11 protein-coding genes are annotated in these 12,858 nt (G+C 71.3%); all 11 read left to right on the top strand.

The window, feature by feature from the left end; translation table 11 throughout:
* Positions 1-422: 422 nt before the first annotated feature.
* Positions 423-1,322 carry a 4-(cytidine 5'-diphospho)-2-C-methyl-D-erythritol kinase gene (locus tag IE241_RS11535; RefSeq protein ID WP_190021623.1) on the top strand — a complete coding sequence of 300 codons (900 nt, stop codon included), beginning with the start codon at positions 423-425 and terminating at the stop codon, positions 1,320-1,322.
* A 49-nt stretch (positions 1,323-1,371) separates the two neighbouring features.
* On the top strand, positions 1,372-1,812 hold the full coding sequence (locus IE241_RS11530; protein WP_190021622.1) for a hypothetical protein: 441 nt from the start codon (positions 1,372-1,374) through the stop codon (positions 1,810-1,812).
* Positions 1,813-1,926: 114 nt separating this feature from the next.
* Positions 1,927-2,736, top strand: coding sequence for a helix-turn-helix domain-containing protein (locus tag IE241_RS11525; protein ID WP_229899132.1), 810 nt, complete (start codon positions 1,927-1,929; stop codon positions 2,734-2,736).
* Positions 2,733-2,915, top strand: a complete 183-nt coding sequence (locus IE241_RS11520) for a DUF397 domain-containing protein (RefSeq protein WP_190021621.1) — start codon at positions 2,733-2,735, stop codon at positions 2,913-2,915. The genes IE241_RS11525 and IE241_RS11520 overlap by 4 nt, the downstream gene beginning before the upstream one ends.
* A gap of 32 nt (positions 2,916-2,947) precedes the next feature.
* Complete coding sequence (locus tag IE241_RS11515; RefSeq protein WP_190021620.1) at positions 2,948-3,202, top strand: type II toxin-antitoxin system RelE family toxin; 255 nt, start codon at positions 2,948-2,950, stop codon at positions 3,200-3,202.
* Between the two features lie 83 nt (positions 3,203-3,285).
* Positions 3,286-5,814 carry an ABC transporter permease gene (locus IE241_RS11510; RefSeq protein WP_190021619.1) on the top strand — a complete coding sequence of 843 codons (2,529 nt, stop codon included), beginning with the start codon at positions 3,286-3,288 and terminating at the stop codon, positions 5,812-5,814.
* Between the two features lie 62 nt (positions 5,815-5,876).
* A complete protein-coding gene (locus IE241_RS11505) occupies positions 5,877-7,688 on the top strand; it encodes an ABC-F family ATP-binding cassette domain-containing protein (protein ID WP_190021618.1) in 1,812 nt (603 codons plus the stop codon).
* A 174-nt stretch (positions 7,689-7,862) separates the two neighbouring features.
* Positions 7,863-9,710 (top strand): outer membrane protein assembly factor BamB family protein, encoded by a 1,848-nt coding sequence (locus IE241_RS11500; protein WP_190021617.1) that lies wholly within the window; start codon positions 7,863-7,865, stop codon positions 9,708-9,710.
* Between the two features lie 297 nt (positions 9,711-10,007).
* Positions 10,008-10,703 carry a response regulator transcription factor gene (locus IE241_RS11495; RefSeq protein WP_190021616.1) on the top strand — a complete coding sequence of 232 codons (696 nt, stop codon included), beginning with the start codon at positions 10,008-10,010 and terminating at the stop codon, positions 10,701-10,703.
* Positions 10,704-10,820: 117 nt separating this feature from the next.
* Entirely contained in the window at positions 10,821-11,882 is a 1,062-nt protein-coding gene (gene galT / locus IE241_RS11490; RefSeq protein WP_190021615.1) for a galactose-1-phosphate uridylyltransferase, read from the top strand.
* Entirely contained in the window at positions 11,879-12,853 is a 975-nt protein-coding gene (gene galE / locus IE241_RS11485) for a UDP-glucose 4-epimerase GalE (protein WP_190021614.1), read from the top strand. The genes galT and galE overlap by 4 nt, the downstream gene beginning before the upstream one ends.
* Positions 12,854-12,858 lie beyond the last annotated feature (5 nt).

Genomic DNA, 12,858 nt, shown 5'->3' with positions numbered 1-12,858 from the left:
CGCCTCCCGTCATGGATCGTCTCCGGGCCCCGTCCCCTCGGGGCCCGGCCCGAACCGAAGAAAAACCGTCGACCGGGAATCTCGGCGGTTGATCTGACGGGAGGCGCCGATGGGGCGTCACGGGAAGTCGAAGCCATCACTCCGGCAGCGCGCCGAGGACCTTCTGGTCCGGATCGCGGGGAAGCTGGGGAGGTGGTTCAAGGGGTGACCTGAGCCCCAAAGTACGAGGCTCAGGACAGTAACCCTGTTCTGACTTCCGGGCTCCCGCCCATTGGGTCTTCCCGGGCCTTGGGCGGGGGCCTACGTGCCCCTCACGGTACCGGAAACCCGTGCCTCGGGGACATGGCCGACTCCGATCTCGCTACGACTCGGCCGTACGATCGGGGTGGCCGCTATCATCCGCACCCCGAGGAGCCCGCTCCGTGTCCGTGACCGTTCGCGTCCCCGCCAAGGTCAACGTCCAGCTGGCGGTGGGCCCGCTGCGGCCTGATGGTTTCCACGACCTGGCCAACGTCTTCCTGTCGGTCGGCCTGTACGACGTGGTCACGGTGACGCCGGCGGATGCGCTGCGGGTAACGTGCTCCGGCCCGGATGCGGACAAGGTGCCGCTGGACGCGTCCAACCTGGCGGCACGGGCGGTCCTGGAGCTGGCCCGGCGGTACGGCCGGGAGGCCGGTGTCCACATCCACATCGACAAGGACATCCCGGTCGCGGGCGGCATGGCGGGCGGCAGTGCGGACGGCGCGGGCGCGCTGGTGGCGTGCGACGCGCTGTGGGGCACGGGTGCCTCGCGCGAGGAACTGCTGGAGATCTGCGCCGAGCTGGGCAGTGATGTGCCGTTCAGTCTGGTGGGTGGCACGGCCCTGGGGCGGGGGAGGGGCGAGCTCCTGACGCCGGTCGAGACGGGCGGGAGTTTCTGGTGGGTGTTCGCGGTCGCGGACGGCGGGCTGTCGACCCCGGCGGTGTACGGGGAGTGCGATCGCCTGCGGGGCGACTCGTTCGTGCCGGAGCCGGACCCGTCGCCTGCGCTGATGGAGGCGCTGCGGGCGGGCGACGCGGTGGCGCTGGCGGGTGCGGTGAGTAACGACCTGCAGGCGGCGGCGGTGTCGCTGCGGCCGTCGCTGCGCGCGACGCTGGACGCGGGTACGGAGGCGGGCGCGCTGGCGGCGATGGTCTCGGGCTCGGGTCCGACGACGGCGTTCCTGGTGAGCGACGAGGCGGAGGCGGAGAAGGTCGCGGAGGCGCTGCGTGTGTCCGGTACGTGCCGGGCGGTACGGGTGGCGGCCGGGCCGGTGGCCGGGGCGACGATCACTGTCGGTTAGGCTCTGCGATTCCGCGCCCCGAGGGGGCGCCTGAATCGGGGGTTTCACCATGGCGACTCCACCGCCGCCCTATCAGCAGCAGAATCCGTACGGCCAGGGACAGAACCCTTACGGTCAGGGGCAGAACCCGTACGGTTACGTCGCGCCGGGTTATGCGCCTGCGCCCGGCCCGATGCCTGCCGGGCTCACGTGCCGCATGTGCGGCGGGTTCCCGGCCGTCGAGGCGACGATCCGCCAGCACCGGGGTGTCCTCCTCTGGATGACCTTCATGCATCTCAAGGGACCGTTCTGCCGGAACTGCGGTCTCGCGGTCGAGCGTGAGATGACAGGCAAGACGCTGTGGCAGGGCTGGTGGGGCCCGATGTCCCTGGCGATCTTCACGCCGTTCACGCTGATCTGGAACATGACGGTGAAGTCGAAGCTGCAGAAGCTTCCGCCGCCGACTCCTGGGCAGATACCCAACCAGGGTTCTGGCCAGCAGTGGCTTTAGTTCCCCCGTTCACCCGTTCGGGGAGAAGTTCTTCGAGCCCGGCGTGTTTGCGGCTTGCCCGCCTTAGCGTCCGTTGCTACCGACAGAGGTAGGCAGAAGGGGCGGGATGCCGGGATGGAACTGCGACCCGATTCGCCGATGGCGTGGCGGCTGTGCGGCAATCAGATCAAGCTGTGGCGGCAAGCCGCCAACGTCTCTCGCGAGGAGCTCGCGGCGGAGGCGGGGTACGGGGTCGAGGCCGTCAGGTCGATGGAGATGGGACGGCGCAGGCCGTCCCAGCACCTGCTGCAGGTGGCGGACGCGATGTTCGGCGCCAACGGGAAGCTGGAGTCGGCGCACCCTTACTTGGAACCTGAGCGGTTCAACAATCGCGTGCGCGAGTACCTGGCCATCGAGGCGGAGGCGGTTGCCTTCCATTGGTACGACGTCCTGCTCATCCCTGGCCTGCTGCAGAGCGAGGACTACGCACGGGCGCTCATGGCAAGCCACTGTCCGCCGGTGGACGACGAGACCGTCGAGGCACGTGTATCGGGACGGGTCGAGCGTGGCGAGCTGCTGAAAAAGACGACCACGCTGTTCAGCTTTGTGATCCACGAGGCCGCCCTGAGGGGGCTTGTGGGCGGCCCTGAGGTGATGAAGGCTCAGCTCAACCATCTTTTGGAGGTGGGTGAGTTGCGCAACGTATCGATCCAAGTGCTGCCCCTCGGCCAGGGGGCCACTCCCGGGATCAGCGGCGCCTTCGCTCTGCTGGAGACTGCCGACCACAGGCAGTACGCATACCAGGAGGCGCAGGGATCCCACATGCTGTTCACCGACACGGAAAAGGTGGGCGACCTGGTGAAGCGGCACGCCATGATCCGTATGCAAGCGCTTGACACCGAAGCTTCAGCCCAGTTCATCAGAAAGGTGGCGGAAGAGCTGTGATAGCCGAGCCGTCATGGGTGAAGTCCAGCTACAGCGGCACCGACGGAGACGTGTGCGTTGAAGTGGCCTGCCTTCCCCAAGCCGTCCGAATACGCGACTCCAAACGCAAAGACGGTCCCCAACTCGCCATAGCTCCCCACACGTGGGAGGCATTCGTCGCCCACGTGCAGGTCGACTGAGTAGCGCCCCAAGGGGGCCGAGAGGCTGCCGCATGCGCTATGCCATCCGCTACAGCGAAGAAGCCGCGGCCCAGCGCGACGGCCTCGACGCGCAGCGTCGCAAGACATTCGACCGCGCCATCACCGCCCTAGCGGAGTGCCCCCGGCACGAGAAGTCGGTGCCCATGGGCGGGTACGTCCGGCACGTGCGGCTCACCAATGACGTCCTCGCCCAGTACGCGATCCTCCACGGGCTCGTGGTGATCCTCGCACTGGCGGTGTTCGACCGGGGGGACGCCCTCGGGTAGTCGGGTAGGGCTACCCCCACCCCCGTTTCACCTGCTGATCCCATGGGGCGAAACGCTCCGCGTCCCTAGCGTTGGATCCCGTGATGGGCAAGCTCGCAGCGCGGTCGCTGCGCTACAGAATCGGCGGTTTCACCGCCACCTTCCTCGCGCTGTTCATCGGCGCCACGCTCGTCATGGCCTGCGGGGGCCTGATGGAGACCGGCATTCGTAATGTCGCGCCTCCGGAGCGCCTCGCCGGGGCCGACCTGCTCGTCACCGGCGACCGCACGCACGAGGTCGCGACCAGCAAGAAGCACAAGAAGAAGGTCCCTCTCCCGGAACGGGTCGAGCTACCGGCCTCTGCCGTGGACAAGGTGCGCGCCGTGCCCGGCGTCCGGTCCGTCACCGGTGAGCGGACGTTCGACGCCGCCGTGCTCGGCGCCGAAGCGGTCACGGTTCAAGCCCACGGCTGGGAGTCCGCGGCGCTCACCCCGTACGCGCTCACGTCAGGCAGCGCGCCCGCCGGGGGCGAGGTCGTGCTGGACGACGCCACCGCCCGCCGCGCGGGCGTGACGACCGGCGAGCGGGTACGGATCGCCGCGCACGGCGGCTCCGCCGCCTACCGGGTGAGCGGGGTCGCCGCCGCACGAGGCGTCCCGCAGGCCACCCTCTTCCTCTCCCCGCCGGAGGCGACCCGCCTCTCCGGGCGGCCGGAGACCGTTGCGGATATCGCCGTCACTCTCGCCCCCGGCGCGCAGCCGGACGCCGTCCGTAAGGGCATACGGGAGGCCCTCGCCGGCCAGGCGCCCGTCACTCTCCTCTCCGGGGACGACCGGGGTGCCGTCGAGCACCCCGAGGTGCCGCAGGGCGGCGAGGACCTGGTCGCGCTCTCGGGCGTCGTCGGCGGGCTCGTCATCCTCGTCGCGGCGTTCGTCGTCGCCGGGACCGTGGCCCTGGCCGCATCCCAGCGCAGCCGTGAGCTGGCGCTGCTGCGGGCGATCGGCACGAGTACCGGACAGCTCCGGCGGATGCTGCTCGGGGAGACGCTCATGGTCATGGTGCTGGCGGGCGCCGCAGCCTGGCCCGCAGGGCCCCTCGTAGGGCGCCGGCTCTTCGGCACGCTCGTCGACAGCGGCATGGTCGCGGACACCGTCCGGTTCAGTCAGGGATGGATCCCGGCGATGCCCGCCTACGGGGCGCTGCTCCTGACCGCCGTGGGCGGCGGGCTGCTCGGCAGTGTGCGGGCGGTGCGGGCGAAGCCCGTGGAGGCGCTCGGGGAGGCGGCCGTGCAGAAGCCGGGCCTGCACCCCGTGCGGATCGCTGCGGGGCTGCTGTTCCTGGCCGGGACGGTCGCCCTGACGCTCGTCACGGCACTGGTCCTGCGCGGGCCGGTGGCCGCCAGCACCGCAGGGCCGACGGTCATGTGCTGTGCGATCGCGCTCGCCCTCCTCGGCCCCTGGTTCGCCAAAGCCGTCACTCTCCTCCTGCACTGGCCCGTACGCCTTCTGACCGGCCCCTCCGGGCGCCTCGCCGCGCTCAACTGCCGTGCCCGTACGGCGAAGGTCGCCGCGATCGCGACGCCGGTCATGCTCGCGAGCGCCATCGCCACCGGGAACCTGTACCTGCAGACGACCACCGCGGCCATGGCCGACAAGGCCTTCTCGGACAACCTGCGGGCCGACGCCGTCCTCACTTCCGCCGCGGGCGGGGTGGACCCGGCGCTGCTCGCCCGCGTACGCGCCCTGCCGTCCGTCGCCGCAGCAAGCGCGTACGTGACCAGCACCGTGCACACCGAGAAGCCGCACGACGGCGACGAGAACAAGAAGGGCCTGCCTCTGCAGGGAGTGAGCGCGGAGGGCGTCGGACAGACCCTCGCCGTCAAGGCGAGCACGGGCAGCCTGGCCGCCCTGCGCGGCAACGCGGTCGCCCTGCCCGAGACCGTGGCGCACCGTATGCACCGCACCGTGGGGGACACGATCACCCTGCGCCTGGGGGACGGGGAGCGCGCGGACGTACGGATCGTCGCGCTGTTCAAGGGGCGCGAGGGGTTCGACACGGCGCTGACGAGCGCGGAGCTGCTGGCGCCGCACACGACGGCGGGGCTGCCGTCGCAGCTCCTGGTGCGGGCGGCCGGCGACCGCGGCCGGCTGATGGCCGACCTCGGCGCGCTCGCCGAGCGGCACCCGGGGCTGAAGGTCGCCGGGCGGGAGGCGGTGACGGCCGCGCACGCGGAGAGCAGCCGTACACAGGCGTCCGTGAACTACCTGATCATCGGCATGCTCGTGGCGTACACGGCGCTGTCGGTCGTCAATACGACGGCCGTGGCCGTGGGAAACCGCCGCAAGGAATTCGCCCTGCAGCGGCTCACGGGGGCGACGCGGGGGCAGGTGCTGCGGATGATGGCCGTGGAGGGCGGCCTGGTGGCCCTGGTCGGCCTCCTCCTGGGCGGCGTGGCCGCGGCGAGCACGCTCGTGCCGTTCGGGTACGCGCTGGGCGGTGCGGGGGCGATCTCCGGCCCGCCGGAGATCGCCCTGACAGTGATCGGCGCGGCGGCCGCCCTGACGCTGGCCGCGACCCTGATCCCCACCTGGTGGGCGCTGCGGTCCCGGCCGGTGGAGGCGGCCCGGGCCTGACCTCCGGGCGACGATTCCCGGCATGGGATCCTGGAAGCCAGGAACCCCACACAAGGAGCGGCATGGCAGCCAACCTCGTCAATCTGGAAGCCGTCGACAAGGTGTACGGCACCCGTGCACTGCTCGACGGCATCTCCCTCGGCGTGAACGAGGGTGACCGGATCGGTGTGGTCGGCCGCAACGGTGACGGCAAGACCACCCTGATCCGCATCCTCGCCAAGCTGGAGGAGGCGGACAAGGGCCGCGTCACGCACGCCGGCGGCCTGCGCCTGGGCGTGCTGACGCAGCACGACTCGCTGGACCCGGCCGCCACGATCCGGCACGAGGTCATCGGCGACCTCGCCGATCACGAGTGGGCGGGCAGCGCGAAGATCCGCGACGTGCTGACCGGCCTCTTCGGCGGGCTGGACCTGCCGGGCTTCGCCGACGGCCTGGACACGGTCATCGGCCCGCTGTCGGGTGGCGAGCGCCGCCGCATCGCGCTCGCGAAGCTGCTGATCGCCGACCAGGACATGATCGTCCTGGACGAGCCCACCAACCACCTCGACGTCGAGGGCATCTCCTGGCTCGCGGGCCACCTGCGGGGGCGCCGCTCGGCGCTGGTGTGCGTCACGCACGACCGCTGGTTCCTGGACCAGGTCTGCACGCGCATGTGGGACGTGCAGCGCGGTGTCGTCCACGAGTACGAGGGCGGCTACAGCGACTACGTCTTCGCGCGGGCGGAGCGCGAGCGCATCGCGGCGACGGAGGAGGCCAAGCGGCAGAACCTGATGCGCAAGGAGCTCGCCTGGCTGCGCCGCGGCGCCCCGGCCCGCACGAGCAAGCCGCGCTTCCGGATCGAGGCCGCGAACGAGCTGATCGCGGACGTGCCGCCGCCGCGGGACAGCGCCGAGCTGATGAAGTTCGCGAGCTCGCGGCTGGGCAAGACGGTCTTCGACCTGGAGAACGTGACGATCCAGGCGGGCCCGAAGGTGCTCATCAAGCACCTGACCTGGCAGCTCGGCCCGGGCGACCGGATCGGTCTCGTGGGCGTCAACGGCGCGGGCAAGACCTCGCTGCTGCGGGCGCTGGCGGAGGCGGCGGGCAGCGAGGGCGAGAAGCAGCCGGCGGCGGGCAAGGTCGCGGTCGGCAAGACCGTCAAGCTGGCGTACCTCTCCCAGGAGGTCGCGGAACTCGACCCGGCGAAGCGGGTGCTGGAGGCCGTCCAGCAGGTGCGCGACCGCGTCGACCTCGGCAAGGGCCGGGAGATGACGGCGGGACAGCTGTGCGAGAAGTTCGGCTTCACGAAGGAGAAGCAGTGGACGCCGGTCGGCGACCTCTCCGGCGGTGAGCGCCGGCGGCTGCAGATCCTGCGCCTGCTGATGGACGAGCCGAACGTCCTGTTCCTCGACGAGCCCACCAACGACCTGGACATCGAGACGCTGACCCAGCTGGAGGACCTCCTCGACGGCTGGCCGGGCTCGATGGTCGTCATCAGCCACGACCGGTACTTCGTGGAGCGCACCACCGACCGCGTCTTCGCGCTCCTCGGGGACCAGGCGCTGCGGATGCTGCCGCGCGGCCTGGACGAGTACCTGGAGCGGCGGCAGCGCGTCATCGAGGCTGCCGTGCCCGCCGTCGCTCCGGCCGCGGCCGCGGCGAGCGCCGTGAAGCAGAAGTCGGCCGGGGACGCGCGCGCGGCGAAGAAGGAGCTGCAGAAGATCGAGCGCCGCCTGGACCGCATCAGCGAGCAGGAGGCGAAGCTGCACGCGCGGATCGCCGAGCAGGCGACCGACTTCGAGGCGGTCGCCAAGCTGGACGCGGAGCTGCGGGAGCTGGCGGCCGAGCGCGAGGACCTGGAGCTGCGCTGGCTCGAACTGGCGGAAGACGCGTAGGCCTTGCCGTCACGGCAGGTGAAGGGTGGCCACGCCACCCTTCACCTGCCTGGCGGGCGGATGGTTGTGCGGCACCGGCAACAGTCTTGTCACGGCCCGGTATCGAGCCGTGTCCCGTCAGTACCGGGTGATAAAAAGAACATCCGCTTCGCCCTGCCGCAACGAGGAAAGCTGATGTCAACACCGCCCCCGCCCCAGCCGCCCAACCAGCCGCCGCCGGGCTTCGGGGCACCCAGCCCCTCGTACGGCTATCCGCCGCAGCAGCCCGCGCCGGGCGCACCGGCGCCCCAGTCCCCGCCGCAGCCGCCCCAGGCGGCCCCGCAGCCGCCCGGCTACGGCTATCCGCAGACGCCGCCCGCACCGCCCGCCGGGGCTCCGCAGCCGCCGCCGCCCCCGCCGGGTGCGCCGCAGACGCCGCCCCCCGGCGGCTACGGCTACCCGGGCCCGGGCCAGCCGCCCGCCGGGCAGCCCGCGCAGGGGTACCCGCAGTACAACACCTACCCGCAGCAGCAGCCCGGCCCGTACGGTGCGGCGCCCGGCCAGTACCCCGGCGCGCCCGCAGGCAACGGCTTCGGTGGCAACAACAACGACGGCGCCAAGAAGAAGCGCATGGCGATCATCGCCGGTGCCGTGGCCGCGGTCCTCGTCCTCGCCGGCGGCGGCATCTGGTTCGCCACCAGCGGCAAGGGTGACGACGACGCGCCCAACGTCTCCAGTGCCGGCCAGACCGGCGGCACCGGCAACAAGGGCGGCAAGGGCGGTGGCGGCGGCGAGAAGCCCAAGACCGGCGCCGGCAAGCTGCTCTTCAACGTCGAGCAGGAAAAAGTCGACGACATGGTCAACATGAAGGGCATGTGGGCCACCGACCAGGCCGTGGCCAAGGCCGACGTCTACAAGATCGTCGGCTATGGCCTGTCCGGCGGCAAGAAGTGGGAGCTCCCGCTCGACGGCGCCGTCTGCTGGGCCAACCCGCAGGCCACCGAGGACGGCAAGGCCGTCGTCCTGGTCAGCGACGGCAAGCCCAGCAACGAGAAGAAGTACGGCGGCCCCTGCACCCAGGTCATCGCCTTCGACGTCAACAAGGGCACCAAGCTCTGGCAGAAGTCCACCAAGTCCGGTGACCGCGACGTGAGCTTCTCCGAGGTCACCATCGGCGGCGGCACGGTCGCCGCGGGCGGCATCAGCGGCGGAGCCGCCTGGTCGCTGGCGGACGGCAAGGAGCTGTGGGCGCCCAAGGCCGACGGCGACGACTGCCGCGACGGCGGCTACGGCGGCGGCAGCAAGCTCGTGGCCGTGCGCCGCTGCGGTGACATCGAGCGCGGCATCGTCAAGATCCAGACGCTCGACCCCAAGTCCGGTGCGGTGAAGTCCTCGTACCAGATGCCGCCCGGCCTCGCCTGGCCGCACATCGCCTCGACCGACCCGCTGGTCGTCGGCGCCAACGCGGGCGGCAGCAAGGGCAACGGCGCGTCCGACTTCTTCGTGATCGACGACAGCGCCAAGGACGGCAAGCTGCGCAGCAAGATCTCCACGGACAACGGCAAGTACGAGCCGCGCTGCCCGGCGACCGAGGTCGAGGGCTGCACCAAGATGATCGTCACCAAGGACACGCTCTACATGCCGACGGAGGACCACTCCTCCGGCGACCCGAACCAGTCCGGCCGGGTCAACGAGATCGTGGCCTTCGACCTGTCCAGCGGCCAGACCAAGGGCAAGACGGACGGCACGGCCGGCTCCACCATGGTGCCCCTCGGCATCGACGGCGACGGCTACCCGATCGCGTACCAGATCCCGACGTACGACGCGGGCGGCAAGGTGCTGCGCATCGACCCCAAGACGTACAAGGCCGACGTGCTGCTGAAGAACGCCGACGAGACGTCCCGCCCGGAGCGGGAGCTGTCGCCGGACTTCCAGCAGGGCCTGTGGGCCCAGGGCCGGCTCTACCTCGGTACGAACTACGCGCACCGCAGCTCGGCCGGGCTCGGCAAGCAGTACACCATGATGATCTTCGGTGAGAGCTGACGCACGAGGCTGACGCCTCCGTTGACACCACATGATCACGGCGCCCCCGGGACGGCGGTTTCCGACCGCTTGGCGCCGTGATCAAGCACAATTGACGTCGTATCCCTGCCCCTCGCGCTGCCGTGCCTGAACGATCCGTTTCAGTCGCGAAGTACACGTGATTGGCAGGGATTTCGGCATTCCGGGGGACTTCTCACCGGTAAGGGGCGCGCAACGTCGAACAAGCGTGTAGCTTCCGGGGTCGAGGGGTCGACAAGGAGACGTAGAGACGTACGCGGGGCGACAGGGGGCAAGCGCATGGGCGTGCGGCTCATGGTGGTCGATGATCACCGACTGCTGGCCGAGGCGCTCGCCTCGGCACTGAAACTGCGCGGCCACCGGGTCCTGGCCGCGGCCGCGCCGAGCGCGGGCGCCGCCGATCTGGTGGTGAGCCGCGCGCCCGAAGTGTGCCTGCTGGGCACCGCCACCCCGGCCGAGCCGGGTGTCTTCGATCCGATCGTCCGCATCAAGCGCGACCGGCCGCAGGTGGCGGTCGTGGTGCTCGGCCCGGTGCCGAGCCCGCTCGGCATCGCGGCGGCGTTCGCGGCGGGCGCGTCGGGCTATGTGCGGCACAACGAGCGGATCGAGGGCGTCGAGCGCGCCATGATGAAGGCACGGGCGGGCGAGGCCGCGGTCGACCCCCAGCTCCTGCAAGGGGCGTTCACGGAACTCCTCAACCCCGCCGCCCAGCCCGACGACGAAGGCGCGCGGTTGCTGCAGCTCCTCACCCCGAGGGAGGTGGAGGTGCTGGTCCGGGTCGCGGAGGGCGAGGATACGCGGCTGATCGCGGCGGGCATGGGCATAGCGCCGAGCACGGCGCGGACGCATGTGCAGCGGGTGCTGATGAAGCTGGGGGTGGGGTCGCGCCTGGAGGCGGCTGCGCTTGCCGCGCGGACGGGGCTTTTGGACCGGGCGGCGGCGGGGTCCGCCCCGCTGCCCCCGCAGAGGGGTTGAAATCTTTTAGCCCGTCCGGCGATTGAGGGCGAGCGCGTTCAGCGCGATACGGGGGGCTGGGGGCTTGCCCCCAGTTACGGGAAGGGGCGGGGTGGGGAGAAGAAACCCGTGAGCCCCGTGAGGAAGACGGCAACCAAGCTCGCCGACGGCCGTGAGCTGATCTACTACGACCTCCACGACGGCGTCGCCGTCTTACGCGACGCCACAGACCCCCGCCCCCTTCCCCCCACCACCACCGTCACCGAAGTCCGCCACGACCCCCTCCTCGGCGACGACGTCGTCATCGCCTCCCACCGCCAGACCCGCACCTTCCTCCCACCCGCCGAAGCCTGCCCCCTCTGCCCCTCAAGTCCCGGCCGCCCCACGGAAATCCCGGCGTCCGACTACGAAGTCGCCGTCTTCGAGAACCGCTTCCCGTCCCTCGCGGGCCCCGCAGGACGGTGCGAAGTCGTCTGCTTCACCCCCGACCACCACGCCTCCTTCGCCGGCCTCACCGACGCCCGCGCGGCCCTCGTCCTCGCCGTCTGGACCGACCGCACCGCCGAGCTCGCCGCGCTCCCCTCCGTACGCCAGGTGTTCTGCTTCGAGAACCGCGGCGAGGAGATCGGCGTCACCCTCGGCCACCCGCACGGCCAGATCTACGCGTACCCGTTCGTCACCCCGCGCACCGAGCGCATGCTCGCCTCGGCCGCCGCGCACGCGGCCCGCACGAACGGCAGGGGCAACCTGTTCGACGACATCGTGGCCGCCGAGCGCGAGGACGGCCGCCGTATCGTCCTCGCCTCGGACCACTGGACGGCCTTCGTCCCGTACGCCGCCCACTGGCCGTACGAGGTGCACCTCTACCCCCGCCGCCGCGTGCCCGACCTGCTCGCGCTCGACGACGCGGCCCGCACAGAGTTCCCACAGGTCTACCTGGAACTGTTGCGCCGGTTCGACCGGATCTTCGGCGACGAGCCGTCCCTGCCGCCCACCCCGTACGTCTCCGCCTGGCACCAGGCCCCGTTCCAGGACCCCCGCAGGAGTGAATTCGCGCTCCACCTTGAGCTCTTCACCGTCCGCCGGGCTCCCGGCAAGCTGAAGTTCCTCGCGGGTTCCGAATCCGGCATGAACGTGTTCATCAACGATGTGCCGCCCGAGGCCGCGGCGGAGCGACTGCGAGAGGTAGCGAGCCAATGAGCGAGAGCAGCAGGAAGTGCCTGGTCACGGGCGGCGCGGGCTACGTCGGGAGCGTCGTGGCGGCGCACCTGCTGGCCGCCGGGCACGCCGTCACCGTCCTCGACGACCTCTCGACCGGGCACCGGGCCGCCGTCCCGGAGGGCGCCGTCTTCATCGAGGGCCGCGTGCAGGACGCGGGCCGGTGGCTCGACAGCTCCTACGACGCCGTGCTGCACTTCGCGGCGTTCTCGCAGGTCGGCCAGTCCGTGGCCGACCCCGAGCCGTACTGGCGCAACAACGTCGGCGGCACCGCCGACCTGCTGGCCGCCATGCGCGACGCCGGCGTGCGCACCCTCGTCTTCTCGTCCACCGCCGCCACCTACGGCGAACCGGCCGCCGTCCCCATCACCGAGGACGCCCCCACCGCCCCCACCAACCCCTACGGCGCCACCAAGCTCGCCGTCGACCACATGATCGGCGGCGAGTGCGCCGCCCACGGCCTGGCCGCCGTCTCCCTGCGCTACTTCAACGTCGCGGGCGCGTACGGGCGCTACGGCGAGCGGCACGCCCCCGAGACGCACCTCATCCCGCTCGTCCTGCAGGTGGCCCGCGGCGAGCGCGAGGCGATCGCGGTCTACGGCGACGACTACCCCACCCCGGACGGCACCTGCGTCCGCGACTACATCCACGTCGCCGACCTCGCCGAGGCCCATCTGCGCGCCCTCTCCGCCGCACGCGACGGCGAGCACCTCATCTGCAACCTGGGCAACGGCAACGGCTTCTCCGTCCACGAGGTGATCGAGACCGTCCGCAAGGTCACCGGGCACCCGGTGCCGCAGACCACCGCCCCGCGCCGCGCCGGGGACCCGGCCGTCCTCGTGGCCTCCGCCGAGCGCGCCCGCGAGACCCTCGGCTGGACCCCCGGCCGTCCGGACCTCGCCGGGATCGTCGCCGACGCCTGGGAGTTCGCCCGCCGCGGGCCGGAACAGTGACCGGA

Origin of the sequence: Streptomyces hiroshimensis (assembly GCF_014650335.1) — a bacterium.
Lineage (GTDB): Bacteria > Actinomycetota > Actinomycetes > Streptomycetales > Streptomycetaceae > Streptomyces > Streptomyces hiroshimensis.
This window is presented reverse-complemented; position numbering and strand designations above follow the sequence as displayed.